The sequence below is a fragment of the Rhodococcus sp. BP-332 genome, assembly GCF_019836065.1.
GTDB lineage: Bacteria > Actinomycetota > Actinomycetes > Mycobacteriales > Mycobacteriaceae > Rhodococcoides.
Genome location: NZ_JABUEC010000003.1, coordinates 248,690 through 265,551, shown reverse-complemented (window position 1 = coordinate 265,551; position 16,862 = coordinate 248,690). Strand labels below are relative to the sequence as shown.

General features: G+C 69.7%; 14 protein-coding genes. 5 read left to right on the top strand and 9 right to left on the bottom strand.

Annotated features, from left to right (window positions below):
• The first annotated feature begins 115 nt into the window (after positions 1-115).
• Genes HQ314_RS12430 through HQ314_RS12410 form a run of 5 tightly spaced genes read left to right on the top strand, consistent with a single transcriptional unit; the run spans position 116 to position 6,291 of the window.
• On the top strand, positions 116-901 hold the full coding sequence (locus tag HQ314_RS12430) for an ABC transporter ATP-binding protein (RefSeq protein WP_222650221.1): 786 nt from the start codon (positions 116-118) through the stop codon (positions 899-901).
• On the top strand, positions 898-1,674 hold the full coding sequence (locus tag HQ314_RS12425) for an ATP-binding cassette domain-containing protein (RefSeq protein ID WP_308119382.1): 777 nt from the start codon (positions 898-900) through the stop codon (positions 1,672-1,674). Before HQ314_RS12430 ends, HQ314_RS12425 begins: the two co-directional genes overlap by 4 nt.
• A gap of 35 nt (positions 1,675-1,709) precedes the next feature.
• Entirely contained in the window at positions 1,710-3,203 is a 1,494-nt protein-coding gene (locus HQ314_RS12420) for an ABC transporter substrate-binding protein (RefSeq protein ID WP_261781643.1), read from the top strand.
• Positions 3,200-4,978 (top strand): ABC transporter permease subunit, encoded by a 1,779-nt coding sequence (locus HQ314_RS12415; RefSeq protein WP_222650220.1) that lies wholly within the window; start codon positions 3,200-3,202, stop codon positions 4,976-4,978. Before HQ314_RS12420 ends, HQ314_RS12415 begins: the two co-directional genes overlap by 4 nt.
• On the top strand, positions 4,972-6,291 hold the full coding sequence (locus tag HQ314_RS12410; RefSeq protein WP_308119380.1) for an MFS transporter: 1,320 nt from the start codon (positions 4,972-4,974) through the stop codon (positions 6,289-6,291). Before HQ314_RS12415 ends, HQ314_RS12410 begins: the two co-directional genes overlap by 7 nt.
• Here HQ314_RS12410 and HQ314_RS12405 read toward each other — a convergent pair.
• From HQ314_RS12405 to HQ314_RS12365, 9 genes are all read right to left on the bottom strand, one after another.
• A complete protein-coding gene (locus HQ314_RS12405) occupies positions 6,239-6,868 on the bottom strand; it encodes a hypothetical protein (protein WP_222650219.1) in 630 nt (209 codons plus the stop codon). The two genes, HQ314_RS12410 and HQ314_RS12405, sit on opposite strands and share 53 nt — an antisense overlap.
• Before the next feature lie 556 nt (positions 6,869-7,424).
• On the bottom strand, positions 7,425-8,909 hold the full coding sequence (locus tag HQ314_RS12400; protein ID WP_222638238.1) for a 4Fe-4S binding protein: 1,485 nt from the start codon (positions 8,907-8,909) through the stop codon (positions 7,425-7,427).
• A gap of 7 nt (positions 8,910-8,916) precedes the next feature.
• Positions 8,917-9,825: a diiron oxygenase gene (locus HQ314_RS12395; RefSeq protein ID WP_222650218.1), complete on the bottom strand. Its 909-nt coding sequence runs from the start codon at positions 9,823-9,825 to the stop codon at positions 8,917-8,919.
• 109 nt (positions 9,826-9,934) lie between these two features.
• Positions 9,935-10,567, bottom strand: coding sequence for a TetR/AcrR family transcriptional regulator (locus tag HQ314_RS12390; protein ID WP_056447278.1), 633 nt, complete (start codon positions 10,565-10,567; stop codon positions 9,935-9,937).
• 68 nt (positions 10,568-10,635) lie between these two features.
• Complete coding sequence (locus tag HQ314_RS12385; RefSeq protein ID WP_222650217.1) at positions 10,636-11,289, bottom strand: TetR/AcrR family transcriptional regulator; 654 nt, start codon at positions 11,287-11,289, stop codon at positions 10,636-10,638.
• A complete protein-coding gene (locus HQ314_RS12380) occupies positions 11,286-12,761 on the bottom strand; it encodes an MFS transporter (RefSeq protein ID WP_222650216.1) in 1,476 nt (491 codons plus the stop codon). Before HQ314_RS12380 ends, HQ314_RS12385 begins: the two co-directional genes overlap by 4 nt.
• Before the next feature lie 104 nt (positions 12,762-12,865).
• Entirely contained in the window at positions 12,866-14,593 is a 1,728-nt protein-coding gene (locus tag HQ314_RS12375) for a cholesterol oxidase substrate-binding domain-containing protein (protein ID WP_222650215.1), read from the bottom strand.
• Between the two features lie 152 nt (positions 14,594-14,745).
• On the bottom strand, positions 14,746-15,315 hold the full coding sequence (locus HQ314_RS12370; RefSeq protein ID WP_056447269.1) for a TetR/AcrR family transcriptional regulator: 570 nt from the start codon (positions 15,313-15,315) through the stop codon (positions 14,746-14,748).
• Complete coding sequence (locus HQ314_RS12365) at positions 15,294-16,670, bottom strand: AarF/ABC1/UbiB kinase family protein (protein ID WP_222627512.1); 1,377 nt, start codon at positions 16,668-16,670, stop codon at positions 15,294-15,296. Before HQ314_RS12365 ends, HQ314_RS12370 begins: the two co-directional genes overlap by 22 nt.
• Positions 16,671-16,862 lie beyond the last annotated feature (192 nt).

Below are 16,862 nucleotides of genomic sequence, written 5' to 3'. Positions count from 1 at the left end.
ACAACCGTTGTCGGATCAGTCGATGATCGCGACGGTTTGCCCCCGACCGTCACGAACCCCTACTCTCTCGTCGACAACGATTATCAGTATCGACAGAAGGCGGAGGGACACCACCGTGCTCGAGGTCGACGACCTGACCGTCCGAGTCGGCGCCACCACGCTCGTGACCGGAACTACGTTCGATGTCGTTGCAGGACAACGAGTCGCGCTGGTCGGCGCGTCCGGTTCCGGAAAATCGGTGATCGCGTCCGCTGTCGTCGGCGTCACCCCTCCCGACCTGATCGTCAGCGGTCACGTGCGCATCGGCGGTCACGACGTGGCGGGCACGCCCGTCCCCCGCCGCCCTCGGGACGCGCGGGCGGCGATGGTGTTCCAGGACTCGTCGTCCGCACTCGCCCCCTTCCTCACTGTCGGACGGCAGCTCGATCTCGCACTGCGCCACCGCGGCGAGACGAGTCGGCGACGTGCCGACCGAGAGGAACTGTTGCGCGGCATGGCCTTCACCGATCCCGAGCGCATCGCAGCAGCACGTCCGGCCCAGCTCTCCGGCGGGCAGCGTCAGCGTGTCTGCATCGCGATGGCACTGGCCTCGAACGCCCCGGTGATCGTGGCCGACGAGCCCACCACGGCACTCGACGTGGTCAGCCAGAGCACTGTCGTCGCGACTCTCGGCGCCGCGACCGGCGGCGACCGAGGACCCGCCCTGCTCTTCATCACGCACGATCTGGCCGTCGCCGCTGCTCTCTGCGACCGCGTGGTGGTCGCCGACCAGGGAGCAATCATCGAGACAGGTTCCGTCACAGACGTTCTCTCGGCACCGCGCCACCCCGTCACCGCGAGGCTCGTGTCGCGCGCTCGGTCGGCCGACGCGGCGCTGCACTCCGCCCCGGTCGCATCGTGACGTCGGGATCTCCCGGTCTGCACGGCCGCGCACTGACGCGCCGGTACGACGGACACACGATCGCGGTCGACGACGTCACCGTCTCCGTCGCTCCCTCCGAGCGAGTCGCACTCGTCGGCGCCTCCGGATCGGGCAAGTCCACCCTGCTCCGGATGCTGTTGGCGATGGAGACAGCCGACTCCGGCGACGTGACACTCGACGGCGCCGCGATCCGGCCGGGTCCCGCCCGCTCGACCCGGTGGTTCCGCCGCGAGGTGCAGTACGTTCCCCAAGATCCCGGTTCCTCGCTCGACCCGCGTCGCACCGTGCTCGACTCGGTCGCCGCACCGCTGCGGTGGCTGCGGTGCGAGGGCGATCACCGCGCTCGCGCCCTTGCGGCCCTGGACTCGGTGGAGGTGGCCGCGTCGATGGTCGGCGCCCGCACCGGTGAGCTCTCGGGCGGCCAGAGACAACGGGTGGCCATCGCTCGCGCCCTCGCGTGCCGACCCCGCTACCTCGTCGCCGACGAACCGGTCAGTGGACTCGACCTGCCCCTGCGAGATCTCGTCCTGGACGTCCTCGAGACCGTGTGCGACCGCAACGGCACCGCGTCGCTGCTGGTGACGCACGATCTCGCCGTCGCCGCCCGCACGAGTGACCGTCTTCTGGTCATGACCGACGGCGTGATCGTCGAGACTGGCTGCACCACCACGGTTCTCGGGTCCCCGCAGCACACCCACACCCGCGCCCTGGTCGATGCGGTACCGCGTCTTCCCGTCCGCGCGCACCTGTAGTTCGTTCCGTCCGACCTTCCCTCGAAAGAATGCCCATGATGCGGTCCCCCCGCCGAATGCTGCCCCTCTCCGCCGTTCTCACCGTGTCGGTGCTCGCGCTGTCCGGCTGTTTCGCGGCATCACCGTCCGCCGACGACGGGAGCGGCCGAGTGCGTGTGGCGATGCTGCAGCCGCCGCGCTCCGGGCTGACCCCGCTGAGCGACGACGCCTTCAAGTTGTCCCGATGGTCGACGGCCGAGACCCTCGTCGTACTGGACGATCTCGGCGAGGCACAGCCTGCCCTCGCCACCGCATGGACTCGCGTGGACGACACGACCTGGAGCATCGACCTGCGGCCCGACGTCCGGTTCCACGACGGGACGCCGCTCGACGCCGCCGCGGTGGTCACCGCACTCACCGCGGCCACCACCGCCTCGCCGAAGCCCCGCATTCTCGACGGTGTCGACATGACCGTCGAGGCGGACGGCACGGACACCGTGACCGTGCGCACCGCGACGGTGGATCCGCTGGTACCGCAACGACTGTCGAGCCCACAGCTGGCCATCCTCTCGCCGGTCGCGTACGCGGGCGGTGGTCCCGTCGATCCCGTCGGACACGGCACCGGTGCGTTCGTGCTCACCGCAGTCGACGGCACGTCCACGGCGACACTCGATCGCAACGACGACTACTGGGGTGGTCCGGCGAAGGCCTCGGGCATCGACGTGAGTTTCGTCCCCGACGGCACGGCCAGGGCCGCGGCGCTGCGGAACGGTACCGCCGACATAGTCGAGGCGGTGCCGGTGTCGCAGGCGGCGCTGGTCGATCCGGCTCTCGTGCACGAGGTGCCCATGCCGCGCACCAACACCCTCTACCTGAACAACAGGACGGGCGCCTTCGCCGACCCGTCGATGCGCGCCGCAGCGCGGGAGGCCGTCGACGCCGATCGACTCGTCGACCAGGTCTACGAGGACCGCGCCGACGTGGCCAGCGGACTGCTGGGACCCGCCCTGCCGTGGACGGCGGACCGGCCCGCACGCACGACCGCCCCGGCCGGCGATCCCGCGGGGCGACGGATCACCCTGGGCACCTTCACCGATCGCGCGGAACTGCCCGAGGTCGCGGTGTTGTTGCAGCAGGAGCTCGAGGCCCGCGGTTTCGTGGTGGAGCAGGTGGTCCGGGAGTACCAGTTCATCGAGGCAGATGCTCTCGCCGGCGCGTTCGACGCGTTCGTCCTGTCGCGGGCGACCGTGCTCGACTCGGGTGACCCCGTCGCCTACCTGTACTCCGACTTCGCCTGCGCCGGTTCCTTCACCATCGCGCAGTTCTGCGACCCCGCCGTCGACGCCGCTCTGTCCACCGCCTCGGCGACCGAGCCGGGAGCAGCGCGCCGAGCCGCCGTCCTCGAGGCGGAGCGGCTGATACTCGAGCGCGATGCGGTGGTGCCGATGCTGCACGAGCGCGTCGTGCAGGGTGAGGCCGCGTCGGTGTCGGGTGCAGCGCGCGATCCGCGGGAACGGATGTTGGTCACCACCGAGACCACGGTCGGATGACGTCCGGCCGCGTCCTCGTCTCCGCCTCTCGCCTGCTGTCCGTCGCGGGCGTGATCGTGGTGGTCGCACTGCTGCCGTGGCTGTCGGGCCGCGACCCGGCGTTGTCGATCCTGCGTGCGCGCTCCGCGGACCAGGAGCCGACACCCGCCGCACTCGCCGCGATCCGCGCCGATCTGGGACTCGATGCGGGTCCGATCACGCTGCTGCGCAGGTGGTTCGGCGGAGTTCTGCGGGGCGATCTCGGCACGTCGTGGAACACCGGCAGGCCCGTCCTTCCCGGCGCCCTCGACGCGCTCGCCGTCTCGACGACCCTGATGGGGTTCGCCCTCGCGGTGGCCTGTGCGGTGGCGACGGTGATCGTGGCTCCGGCACTGCGCGCCGGGCTACGGGGGCGGCCCACCCGCTCCTCGGGTGTCGGCGCCTCGGTTCTCACCTCGGTGCCGGAGTTCCTGCTGGCGTCCGTCGCGGTGATCGTCGGCAGTGTGTGGCTGTCGCTCCCGTCCTACGGCTGGACCGGCCCGACCTCGGCGATCCTCCCGGCTCTCGCACTCGGTCTCCCGGCCGGCGGGCTGCTCGGCCGTCTGCTCGCCGATGCCGTGTCGGTGTCGTTCACCGAGGCATGGGTGACCACGTGGACGGTCGCCGACGTGGACCGCGGCACGCTCGCCCGTGCGGTGCTGCGTCGCGCGGCCTCGTCGCTCACGTCCCAGATCGCCCTCGTGATGGTGGGTCTGCTCGGTGGAGCTGTCGCGGTCGAACGCGTCTTCGCCATCCCCGGGATCGGACGATCGATGCTCGGACACGCTCAGTCGCAGGACCTTCCGGCGCTGCAGGCCGACATCCTGCTGCTCATGGGGGTCAGCGTGTTCATCGGTGTGGCCGCGCAGGCCGCCCGCCGGGCACTGCTCGGCCGGTCGGTGCACGATCACGCCGTCCCGGTACCCACCGCTCGAGTCGCCGCGGGTCGGTTCCCGTTCGTCGTGCCCGCCGTCGCCGCGAGTGCGTTGGGCACCATGGTGCTCGTCGGCCTGCCCCGCGACCCGTTCGCCACCACGCGAGGCAAGTTCCTGCCACCGTCCCTCGCGCATCCGTTCGGCACCGACGCGTCGGGACGCGACGTGCTCGCCCGCGTCGCTCACGGTGCGGCACACACCGTCACCGTGTCCGCGACGGTCGCACTGGGATGTGTGCTGGTGGGTCTGGTTCTCGGTTCGGCGGCGCGGGTGTTCACCGGTCCGATCGAGGTGACCAACGCCGCGCCACCGGTCATCGCCGGCGTGGTCGTCGCCTCCGTCGTGGGCCCCGGCGCCGCGTCGGCAGCCGTGGCTGTCCTGCTGGTCTCGTGGGCACCCCTGGCCGCGCACACTGCAGCGCTGTCGGCCGAGGTCGCGGCCAGGCCGTACGTCGCCGTCCTGCCCACCCTCGGCGCGGGTCGACTGCGCGTGCTGTTCGGGTCGGTGCTCCCGGCGGTCGGTCCCGCCGTTCTGCGTCACGGGGTGGTGCGGCTGCCGGGTATCGCCCTGGCACTCGCCGCCCTGGGCTTCCTGGGACTCGGACCGCAACCACCCAGTCCCGACTGGGGTCTCGTGCTGGCCGACGGGGTGTCCACGGTGGAGCGGGCGCCCTGGGTGGCCCTCGCGCCCCTGGTGAGCCTCGTTCTGCTGTCGGTCACGGCGGTGTCGCTGTCGAGTGCCGTCCGGTCCCGCCGTGGGCGTCGGTCCACCGACGGTCCCGCCGCGCAGGCCGACCGTCCCACCCCGGTCTCCGCGTGCTGAGGGCGTCTCGCCGCGGTCGAGTGCTCCCCTGGCACGACCTCCGTGCGGCCACGCCCACCGTGAGACTGCTCGTCCTCACGCAGATGGCCTTCAACATCGGCTTCTTCATGGTGCTGCCGTACCTGTCCGTGCACCTGACGTCCGACCTCGGTCTCGGCGCCGCGCTGGTCGGTGTCGTGCTCGGAGTCCGCACGTTCTCGCAGCAGGGACTCTTCGTCGTCGGCGGAACGCTGGCGGACCGCCTCGGCGTCAAACCGGTGGTGCTGACGGGCTGCGTCCTGCGCGTCCTCGGATTCGTGGGACTGGCTCTGGCCCAGAGCCTTTCGGCCGTTCTCGCAGCCACGGCGCTCACCGGCGTGGCCGCGGCGCTGTTCTCGCCGGCGGTCGAGAGCGCGGTGGCGCTGGAGGCGGGCGAGGGTGAACGCGCGGGTGGCCAGTCCCGCCTGGACGCGTTCGCATTGTTCACCGTGTTCGGCCAGATCGGCGCGTTCACCGGTCCGCTGCTGGGCTCCGCGCTGCTCGCGGTGGACTTCCGACTGACCTGCCTCGTCGCGGCCGGGGTCTTCGTCGTCATCACGCTCGCGCACGTGGTACTACTGCCCGCTCGACATTCCGAGTCGACCACGGACTCCTGGCTCGACGACTGGCGGGAGATCGCCCGCAACCGTCTGTTCCTCGTCTTCGCCGCCGCGATGAGCGCGCAGCTCGTCGCGTACAACCAGCTCTATCTCCTGCTGCCGCTGCGGGTCGAGCAGGTGTGGGGATCGCAGGCACCACTGGGATGGTTCTTCGCCGCGGCGTCGGCACTCGTCGTCGCCGGGCAGATGAGCGTGACCCGAGCACTGCGCCGGTTCTCGCTGGTACGCGTTCTCCCACTGGGTTTCGCCGTCATGGCGACCGCGTTCGCCGTGGCGGCCGTGGCCGCACTGCTCGGCACCGAGGGTGCCACAGGGCTCGTGGGGCCCGCCGCGTTCGTCGTGCTGCTGACGGTAGGTCAGATGATCGCCATGCCGTTCGCGCGCGACCTGGTCCCGCGGATGGCGCGGGAGCGCAGCACGGGCTCGTACTACGGTCTGCTGGCCTCGCTGGGCGGGGTCGGGGTGCTCGTCGGGTCGGTCGCGCTCGGCGCGATCATCGACGCGATGCCGGACACGCCTGCAGGCGAGGCGGTTCCGTGGGCGGCCGCGGCGGTCCTGCCGCTCGCGGCGGCAGTGACGTTGCGCTCGGTGGCTCGCCGACTGGTCCCGGTGACCCCGGCGATCACGCCGCCAGAACCAGATCGCGGCCCGTCAGCACCTCCGTCTCGCGAGTGATGCGTGCCCACACGTCCTCGGTCACGTCGTCCATGATCGAGAACCGGTCCCACCACATCATGCGGGTCCGGTAGCGCTCGTCGGGGTACGCGGCCGGGGCGATGTTCTCGGCCACGCGGCCGCCGCCGGACTCCCACCGTCGCAGCACGTGATCGGCCGCCGTGGCCATGACGTATCGGGCGCCCGTAAAGACCATGGTGGGCAGCGCCGTACGGGACAGCAGTGCGGAGAGCGCACCGGGATGCTCGGCGTCCGCGGAGACGAACGCGGTCTTCATCTCCACCACACCGGCGGGCAGTCGACCGTGGATGAGTTCCGCGACGTCGGGCCGAGCGGCGTTGCCCTCCCACTCCACCAGAGCGTGCGACTGGTCCGCGCTGAGGTAGGGGCCCTGGCCGCGGACGCCGGCGACGACCTGCCCCGCACGGTCCACGGCCGCGTAGAACACAGCGGTGTCCGCACCGTCGGCGACGCGCTCGACGTCGAGCGCGACGCCCACTCCGTGGCGCTCGTAGGACCGCGTGGCGCAGGCGAGGTACTCGTCCCAGAGCCCACGATCGGCGGACGGGGAACTCATCACCAGAACGGTCCCACTATCACGATCTGCAAGGCGCGTGCTCCCTTGTGTGATCAGGCGGGTGGGGGCGAGCAGAGTCGTCGACATCGGACACCTCTCGGACAGAGTTGTCGGATCGCCGTCCGGCGCCCCGACCAACAGACCACGGACTCGCCGGACGACGAATCCACACACTTATTGTCCCGCTTCCCGAGCAAAAAGTGGATTCCGCCCCGAAATCGGTGACGTGCGACGGATGTGCCCTTTTCGAGGCCCGAGAACGAACCGCAGGTCATTGACCCGTTACGACAACCTATATCCGAGTTACCCGTTCGTATTCCGGGTCGCTTTGGTGACTCCTCGTAGAACTGCACCGACGAAGCAGACTGAATTTCGTGAAAAGCCACGAACGGCGGGTCGGCGATTCGTGGCGAATTCGCGCTCCACGACGGCCACTCGGGCGCTCTCACAGCGCCACACCGACACCTCGGAACGCAGTCAGCCCCGGACCACACCTCCCGAGAGGTACGGTCCGGGGCTGCTGGAGACCCGGGAGTGGAGCGCGGGAACGGCTCGCCTATCGGCCGGCGCGGCCGAACAATGGTCGTCTGCCGGCCGTCTCGCGACGCGACGACGTGGCTGCGGAGAGGGAGTCCGCGAGCATCAGCTCGACGGTGCGCTCGGCATCGAGCTTGTTGTCGCCGATACCCCCCGTGGCGCCACGCTTGGCCCATCCCACGACGTAGGCCCCGGCCACCGGGCGGTCCTCGGAGTCCACGACGCGACCCTCGACGTTGCGCACGGTTCCGCGGTCCACGTCGAAGGGAAGTCCGGGCAGGGCGGACCCGCGATACCCGGTCGCCTGCAGCACCAGATCGGCGGGAATCGAGCTCGCGATCCCCGCGTCGGACGTGCCGGATCCGCGGACGTCGAGCGCTCCCGGGCGTACCGCCACCGGTGCGCGCCCGAACGAGAAGACGATGCGCGGCGCGCCGTCACCCGTCTCGGCCTCGTCGGCGCGCGGTGCGGCGGCGAGCGGTGCAGCGGACGCGGACAGCGGCAGCGCCGCCAGGACCGAGGAGAGATCGTCGTCGCCCGCGACCAGAACGGGCACCGATGTGCGATCGACGAGCGCCTGGCACTCGGACCGGGTGAAGGCGGCGACCTCGGGACCGCGTCGACCGAGCACGGTGACCTCCCGCACCGCACTGTCCCGTAGCGCCGCGAGCGCGTGGGCCGAGATGTCCGTGCCCACGAGGTCCTCGACGGGAGCTGTCAGAATTCGCGCCGCGTCGAGCGCCACGTTCCCGTTGCCGATCACGACGACGCGCGTCACGCCGCGCAGATCCACGGCGTCGGCGGGGACGTCGGGGTGACCGGTGTACCAGCCGACGAGGGTGCGGGCACTCATCGGGACGACCTCGGACTCGAGGGGAAGCTGCCTGTCCTGATCGGCACCCACCGCGTAGACCACCGCGTCGAAGGTCCGCGAGAGTTCCTCCACCGTGACGTCGACCCCGACCTCGACGCCGAGGCGCATCGTCACGCGCGAGTGCACGAACAGCGACCGAAAGTGTTCACCGATGCGCCGGGTACTCGTATGATCCGGTGCCACACCGTATCTCGCGAGACCACCCGGCACGGGCAGCTTGTCGAAGAAGGTCACCGCGGCATCGGTCTGCCGCAGGAGCGCCGTCGCGGTGTAGCAGGCGGCCGGCCCGGTTCCCACCACGGCGACCCGTTTCAGCGACACGGAGCCGATGTCCGCCGGCGGGAACGTCGGTGCGCCCCATGCATGATCGACCGGCCGGTCCCGGTAGTAGTCGGCGTTCAATTCCGCGTAGATCGCCTGCGACGGCGACAGCCGCGACACCCGCGTGATCGCGTCCACCGGGCATGCGTCCGCGCAGGCGCCGCAGTCGATGCAGGACCGCGGATCGATGTACAGCAGGTCGGTCTTGCCGAAGTCCGGCTCGTCCGGCGTCGGGTGGATGCAGTTGACCGGACAGACCGACAGACACGATGCGTCGTTGCAACAGTTCTGGGTGATCGCGAAGGCCATGGGAGCGTCAGACCATGTGGATGGTGCGGTAGACGGCCGCAGCGGGCTTGGTCAGCAGTCCACAGTCGCTGAGGAACGCCATCAGGTGCTGGCTGCTCGTGCGCATCATGACGTGGTGGTGCGTGTTGTTCTTCGCCTCGCGCACGGCGCGGTCCCGGTCGAGACCGGCCGCGGCGTAGACGTCCTTGCTCACCATGTTGGACACGATGACTCGGGCGGCGATGGCGATGAGCAGGGCCGCGGACTTACGGCGGGCGGCGGAGATTCCCGCCATGTTCTCGCGCATCTGCTGACGCGCGAACGTCATGTGCCGCGACTCCTCGACGACGTGGATCTTGCTGGTGGTGCGCACCAACGGGAGCACGTTCTCGCCGCGCATCCAGTCGCGCTGCATGACGTCGAGCACTTCCTCGGCGACGAGGATGCCGCCGTAGGCGGCCTCCGACACGGCGAGGGTCTTGAAGCCACGACCGAGCTCGATGCTGAGCCGGCGCGGGACATACGCCTTGATGCCCATGGTGCGGCACGCCTTGGCGAACATCAGGGAGTGGCGGCACTCGTCGGCGATCTCGGTGAGCGCGAACTGGAAGTCCGAGGACGACGAGTCGCTGCAGTACTGATCACGCAGAACCATCTGCTGCAGGATCATCTCGAACCAGATGCCGGTGCTCATGATCGAGCAGACCTCGTGGCGGGTGAGGGTGACGCGCTGTTCGGGCGTCATCTCCTTCCACAGATCAGTGCCGTAGAGGGTGCTCCACTCAGGATTGAGGCCGAACTGCTCCGGGTCGAGGGGAGCCTCCCAGTCGACCTCCTGCATGGGGTCGTACGAGAGCGCTGCGACGGAATCGAGCAGCCGAGCAGACACGTCCTCGGCGTCCGAGACGGTGAGTTCCGGGTCGAGTGTGCTGGTCATGGCGTCGTCCTTCCGTGGGCGGGTACATCTCCGTGACTAACTGTGACAGAGGTTATCAGGTACTCGCCGTCACGGGAAGACGTCGCAGGGTCGGGACGGTCCCGAATCGTCAGGAGATCTGTGGCATCTCCAGGTCCGTGTGCGCCACTGCCCGAGCGGTGTCGGGGTCCGTTCCGAGCATCACCAGCAGCCGCTCCGCTGCGTCGTCGATCCGGCGATCGTCGACGGAGCCCGGGTCCTCGAGCCACCGGTGCACCAGGGCGAACAGCACACCCGCCGTCATTGCCGTCGCGAGAGACAGGTCCTCGATCTCGAGTCGTCCGGCGTCCACCGCCGCCGCGAGATCCCGGCGGGCCCGCGGCCCGAGACCACCGGGCGCGTCGAGCAACGCGAACCCCGACCGGTCGACGATCTCCGCGGCCTGACGATGCGAGACGGCGGCACGACCGGTCCGCCTGACGGCGTCGCAGAAGATCTGCACCGGATCGTCCGAGCGCGGCGAGACTCCGTCGAGCGTCTCCCCCATCTGCTCGAGAACCTGCTCCACGGCAGCGGCGAAGAGTGCGGGCTTGTCCTCGAAGTGGTTGTAGAAGCTCCCGAACCCGACGTCGGCGGCGGCCGTGATGTCGGCGATGCTCGCGGTGGAGGAACGCCCGTCGGCGATCATCTCGCGCGCGGCGTCCACGAGAGCCTGGCGCGTGCGCGCCTTCCGTCGCTCGAGCCTGTTCCCGGCAGTCTGCATCCGGAAAGTCTAGGTCGACGGGTGCCCGGTCGTCGGCGCGGCGAGCCCGCTGACGACGCGTCGCGACGTCAGCGGGAGACAGGAGCGGACCAGATCCCCACGATGGCGTCGACGAGGTCGATGCCGCACGCCGTCCAGTACGCCGTCGGATCGGCGCCCGATGCGGCGAACTCCGACTCTCGTTCGGCCATCACGTGCGTCAGCAGAGTGCGCGCCATGGCCCCTCTGGCCGAGCGGACGTCGGCAGGAATCGGGGGCAGACACGAGGTGACGCCGGCGACCGTCTCTCGCAGCGTCGCCGAGGACAGCGCCTCGTCCACCAGGATCGGCCGCAGCACCGGATCCGTCATGACCTGGGAGGCGAACCGCGCGTACCAGGTGGGGGCGCCGAACTCGGCGAAGTACTGCGTCGACGGAAGGACCAGTGCCGACACCCACGCTCGCAGGTCGGCGCCCTCTCCGATCGCCGCGACGTGGGCGGAGCGGATCCGTTCGACGTCGCCCGTCCGGCGGACGACGATCGCGCGGACGAGATCCTCCTTGCTGCCGAAGTGGTAACCGACCACGGCGCTGTTGCTCTGCCCCGCCGCGTCGCCGACCTGACGGTTCGACACCGACACGACACCGTTCTCCGCGTACAGCCGCTCGGCGGCACCCAGAATCGCCTCGCGCGTCGCCTCGGAGCGCGCGGACGGGGCTCGCGTCGACCGGGCCTGGCTCATTCCACCGGCTCGGTGGCCCGGTCGGTGACGGCACCTCCGACGACCTCCGACGCCTCGCCCTCGCCGTCCTGGTGACGCGGAAGGAAGGAGGCGAGTACGACCGAGAGGATCGCCGCGCCGGCGGCGATGGCCATGGTGATCCGGAAGGCGGCCTCGGACGGCACCGCGGTGGATCCGAACGACACGGTCATCGACGCGAGAACGACCCCCGCGACCGCACTGGCGAACGACGTTCCGAGGGACCGCATCAGCGTGTTGAAGCTGTTGGCCGCCGCTGTCTCGGAGGCGGGCACCGCCGACATGATCAGGGCGGGCATCGCTCCGTACGCCAGTCCGATGCCCGCACCGATGACGAGCGAGACCACGATCAGCTGCCACACCGCGCCCATCATCACGATGCCCAGCAGGTAGCCGACGGCAACCGTCGCCGCGCCGGCCATGAGCGTGATCTTCGGTCCGCGCGTGGTGGTGATGCGCGAGGACACCGGCGCGACGGCCATCATGATCAGTCCGGACGGCGCCATCACCAGGCCCGCGACGAGGATCGACTGTCCCAGGCCGACGCCGGTCGCGGCGGGCAACTGAAGGATCTGCGGCAGAACGAGACTGAGTGCGAACATCGCGAAACCGAGCATGATCGACGCGGCGTTGGTGAACAGCACCTGCCGCCGCAGCGAGACCCGCAGGTCCACCAGTGGCTGGGGAGTGCGCAGTTCCCACACGATCCACGCCGCGAACGCGAGGACGGACACCAGCAGCAGGCCGAGGATCGACGCGCTGCTCCACCCCCAGTCGGAACCCTTCGAGATCCCGAGCAGCAGGGTCACCAGGGCGACCGACAGCGTGAGCGCTCCACCGATGTCGAACGTGCCGCCGGTGCGCACCGTCGACTCGGGAACGACGACGACCACGGCGACCGCCACCACTGCGCCGAGCGCAGCCGCCGTCCAGAACAGGAAATGCCAGTCCGCGTACTCGGCGATGATCGCCGCGGCCGGAAGACCCAGGGCGCCGCCCACTCCGAGCGACGCACTCATCAGCGCGATCGAACCGGGAAGCTTGTGGCGAGGCAACACGTCCCGCATCACGCTGATGCCGAGGGGAATCACACCGGCGGCGAGACCCTGCAGTGCCCGCCCCACGACGAGGGGAACGAGGCTGTTCGCGAGGGCACCGACCACCGATCCGGCGACGAGCAGCGCCAGGCTGACCAGCAGCATGCGCCGCTTGCCCACCATGTCGCCGAGTCGGCCGGTCACGGGAACGGCGACCGCACCCGCCAGCAGGGTGGCCGTGATGGCCCACGCGGTGTTCGCGGCCGAGGCGTTCACCAGAGCGGGGAGTTGGGGAACCAGCGGGATGATCAGTGTCTGCATCAGGGCGACCGTGATGCCGGCGAAGGCCAGTACCGCGACGATGCGTCCGGTTCCGGTCTCCTCCGTCTCGGCCGTGGCAGCGATGGGTGAGGACATGGGTCGAGTCTCTTCTCAGCTAGATTGAAACAGCTGTTTTAAATTAGGCACCGATCCTTACCCACGTCAACGTTCTCGCCGCTCCTGTGGCCTGCATCACCACGTCATCGGACGAATCGGTCGAGGAAGGCATTGCCGAACACGCGGTGTGGGTCCAGTCGGTCGACGGTGCCGACGACGGAGTCCCAGTCCCGCTCGCCCGAGTACCCGTCGCGGAACGAGTCGGGGATGGTGGCCGTGAGCGCCTGCACGTCTCGGTAGGGGCGGTCCTCGTCGAACGCCCACCCCTTGGACCACTCCGGCCGGAACACCGCATCGGCACCGTCGAAACGTTCTCGCATCCACTGCTCCATCTCGCGATAGAACGCGAACATCCCGGGCGTTCCCGGAATGCCCAGCACGTTGAGCCACACTGCCGTGTCCCACTCGGGACGATCGGGTACCGGACGCATGGCCGAGATCGTCGGCGGGCCGGCCGAGTCGACGAGGACGTCCGAGCCCTGGTCGAGACCACAGCACCGGATCTCGACTGGGCCGTTGATCGGGAACTGCCCCAGGGACGCGTAGTGCTCGGTGCGCTCTCGGAACCAGCGGGTGAAGTCGTGCAGGACCGCAGCCACGTTCGCGCGAGCCGTGATCACCGCACCGCCGCCCTCCGTCAGGAGCAGTGTGCTCGGACGGATGTAGAACTGCGTGTTCTTCGGCGCTCCCCAGATGTCCGACGACCCCGTGGCCGCTAGCCCCGCCACCGTCGTCGCGAGGAACACCTGACCCAACGCGGGCGTCAGTTCCGTCCGCCCGGACACGACAGCACCGATCGCGTCGGACACCGCTTCCGGGAGGGTGTCGGAGAACGTGTAGTTGTACGGTCCGTCGACCTCGCGGGAGGGCGGCGGTCGCACGGGAGTCGGCGTCCACACCTCGAGCCACGGAGTGTCGGTGAACGGGTACCAGATCGCCTCCGCGCGGCCGGACCGGTCCAGGAAATCGACGTACGTACGCCCCGGTGCCCCCGGCGCTCCGAACAACTCCGCCCAGCCGATGTCGGTGATGCTCTCGCATCGCAGAGGAGTCGCCGGATGCGCCTGCATCGTCACCTCGGTGACGAACGCTCGGCCGAGATGGACCGCGAGATCCGGCGCGTCGGCCTCCGACCGGGCGACGGTCCGCAGTGCGTACCCGGTCCCGTTCCACGCGACCACCGTCATCGAGGTCATCAGATTGCTCAAGGATCCCGACGACGAACCGATCGGAACCTGTTCTCCCACTGCGCGTACCACGGCGCCGTGCGCCCCGACAGCCAGAGCGCCCGCGATGGACAGAACCCCCGGCGCGGGCACACTCGACCATCCGAGACCGTGGTCCTCCAGCGCCTGGAGGACGTCGGACAGAGTCGCGCCGGCACCGGCGGTGACGGTGGACGACGCGGTGTCCACGGTGACACCGGTCAGCGCGGTCATGGTGTCCACGAGCACGACCCGGTCCAGGTTCTCGCCGTTCTCGATGGTGAACGGGGTCCACCCGTGCATCGCGCCGCGCGGCCGCAGCCGGTGACCGGAGGCGTGAGCCCAGTTCGCGAGCGTCACCACGTCGTCGGCGGATCGCGGCGAACACGTCCACACCGCGTCGACCACGATCTCCTTCGACCAGTTCTGGTACCGCTGCCGGAACAGCGGGATTCCCGGTGGGAAGTCGGGTGGCGCGGCGACGCCTTCCCCGACACCCGCCGGAACAGCTCCCGCCGGCACGGGCCGGCACACCCCCGCGAGCGTGGCGGCCACGGCCGAGGCGGCGGATGCGGACAGGAAGGATCGACGGTCGAACGATGGCATGAGTCCCCGATGCGCGAGATGCGGATGATGTGAGCCCCACGCCTCGTGAGCGCACTGCTGGGCAGTCCGGATCTGCTTGTCCCCCCGGAGGGTTTACACCTTTGACATACCCGTAAAGATTGTCAAGTCCGGGAGGGTCTCGGCCGGGTGGGTCACGCGCCGGGCAGGTCGAGGACCGGCACGAGGCGGCGGCGCAGATAGCCCCGGAGCGCGTCGTCGGAGCGGGTCGCCTCGCTGTCGAACTGCACCACGGACAGGAACATGCGGATGCAGAGGTCGGCGACTTCGTCGAGGTCGCCGCCGGCCTCGGCGGGCGCTCCCACCAGAGGCGTGAGGAAGGACCGGGTCAGGCTCAGCGCGTCGATCCCGAAGGCGGATCCGTCGTAGATCACCGTTCCACGGCCGGGATGCACCAGCGGCGCCAACGCCGGCGACGACCGGAACGCCGCACGCGCGGCGACCATGGCCTCGACGACGAACTCGGACACCGACTCCCGCTCGCCGACCGCGGACACGACGGACCCGATGACACGCGAACTCACGTCCTGCAACGCGTCCGACACCAGGGCGTCGCGGGTACCGAAGTGCGCGTACACCGTCGGGCGGGAGACACCGGCCTCGTCGGCCACGGAACTGATGGTCACGCCGTCGAAACCACCGAGCTCGAGGCGTCGCACCGCCGCCGCGAGGATGCGTTCCCTCACGCGGGCGGTGGCTGCCATGCGGCGATGTCCACACCCATGGCGGTGCTCGGCGGTTCGTCGTACAACCACTCGCGCGCGATCCGCCCCCAGTTCGCGGTGGCACGAAGTTGCCCGAGGATGCCGAACGTCAGGAAGTCCGCGCGACGGGAGAAGACGTGCTCGGGCGGCAACCACTGCTTGGTCATGGTGCCGAAACTGCCCGATCGCGGGTCGACGGCGAGGACGAAACACGCCCCCGCCATCTCTGGCGTCACGGTGACCGACCCGTCGTTCAGACTGAGTTCCGCTGCTGCGCAGACGTAGTCGAGACAATCGCTCGCCGTCACGGCGGCGCCGGGGTCGAGAATCCCCCGCGCGGACATGGCGATGAGCAGATCGTCTCCGCGACCCTCGATCGCCGCTCGCAGGCACTCTCTCTCGAAACGGACGTCCGCCGGACTCATCCGCAGGTACAGACCGAAGTCGACGAAGGTGACGCGCCCGTCCCGAGCCAGCAGGACATTGCCCGGATGAGGGTCACCGCAGAACTCGCCGAGCGTGTGCAGAGACCCGATGTAGAAGCGGAACACCGTCTCACCCACCCGGTCTCGCACCTCCGCCGACATCGCACGGATCTCGTCGAACGGCACCGCGTCGACGAACTCGGTCGTCAGGACCGCCGCGCCGCACCGCTCCGGCACGGTGTCCGGGACGAAGAAGTGCGGGTGCTCCCGATACAGTGCCGCGACGCGGCGCTGCGTCCGCTCCTCCGCCGGGTAGTCGAGTTCCGCCTCGAGGTTTCGGCGCAACTCGTCGACGACGGCACGGGAGGACAGCATCGGGATCGACGCCGGCAACAGCTTGACGTAGAACGACAGATTCTTCAGGTCGGCCCGCACCGCGTCGTCGATACCGGGGTACTTCACCTTGACGGCCACCTCCCGGCCGTCGTGCAAGCGGGCACGATGCACCTGACCGATCGACGCGGCGGCGAACGGGCTCTCGTCGAACTCGGCGTAGAGCGACTCGATCGACTCGCCCAGATCCGCCTCGATCACAGTGCGCACGTCGTCGAACGAGACGGTGGGTGCGCGGCTCTGCAACTCGGCGAGCTTGCGGTGGAATTCGTCGCGGTGCTCGTCGGGGACGAACGACAGGTCCAGCATCGACAGCATCTGGCCCAGCTTCATCGCCGCTCCGCGGAGACCGCCCAGGACGGTCACCAGCCGTTCGGCCGAGCGGACCGCCTCCTTCGCCGTGAGGGCGGCACGCAGTTCCTCGGTGCGACCCGCCATGCGTACTCGCATGGTGGCGTTACGCGCCGTGCGACCCGCGACGAGGCGACCCACCTCGGCGCCCCGGGCCACCCTGGACGTCGGCATCTTCTCCGGCACTTCCCCAGTATCCCGCACCGTGCCTGCGCTCGATCGATCGCGGCACCGCGGACCCGGAAGTTTCTGGCGCACCGGACATCTCGGGCACGCTATGTCGCACATCACGTTTCCGGAGGTCCGCGAGGGCTTACTCTTACTTCGAGTAACGATATACCGCGCGACGGGGACCGCGCGACGTCGATCAGAGGGGGA

Coding starts and splice junctions, on each gene's coding strand:
- HQ314_RS12380 (WP_222650216.1), bottom strand. CDS start 12,761: ATGTCCTCACCCATCGCTGCCACGGCCGAGACGGAGGAGACCGGAACC.
- HQ314_RS12370 (WP_056447269.1), bottom strand. CDS start 15,315: ATGGCAGCCACCGCCCGCGTGAGGGAACGCATCCTCGCGGCGGCGGTG.
- HQ314_RS12395 (WP_222650218.1), bottom strand. CDS start 9,825: ATGACCAGCACACTCGACCCGGAACTCACCGTCTCGGACGCCGAGGAC.
- HQ314_RS12385 (WP_222650217.1), bottom strand. CDS start 11,289: ATGAGCCAGGCCCGGTCGACGCGAGCCCCGTCCGCGCGCTCCGAGGCG.
- HQ314_RS12415 (WP_222650220.1), top strand. CDS start 3,200: ATGACGTCCGGCCGCGTCCTCGTCTCCGCCTCTCGCCTGCTGTCCGTC.
- HQ314_RS12400 (WP_222638238.1), bottom strand. CDS start 8,909: ATGGCCTTCGCGATCACCCAGAACTGTTGCAACGACGCATCGTGTCTG.
- HQ314_RS12375 (WP_222650215.1), bottom strand. CDS start 14,593: ATGCCATCGTTCGACCGTCGATCCTTCCTGTCCGCATCCGCCGCCTCG.
- HQ314_RS12420 (WP_261781643.1), top strand. CDS start 1,710: ATGATGCGGTCCCCCCGCCGAATGCTGCCCCTCTCCGCCGTTCTCACC.
- HQ314_RS12405 (WP_222650219.1), bottom strand. CDS start 6,868: ATGAGTTCCCCGTCCGCCGATCGTGGGCTCTGGGACGAGTACCTCGCC.
- HQ314_RS12390 (WP_056447278.1), bottom strand. CDS start 10,567: ATGCAGACTGCCGGGAACAGGCTCGAGCGACGGAAGGCGCGCACGCGC.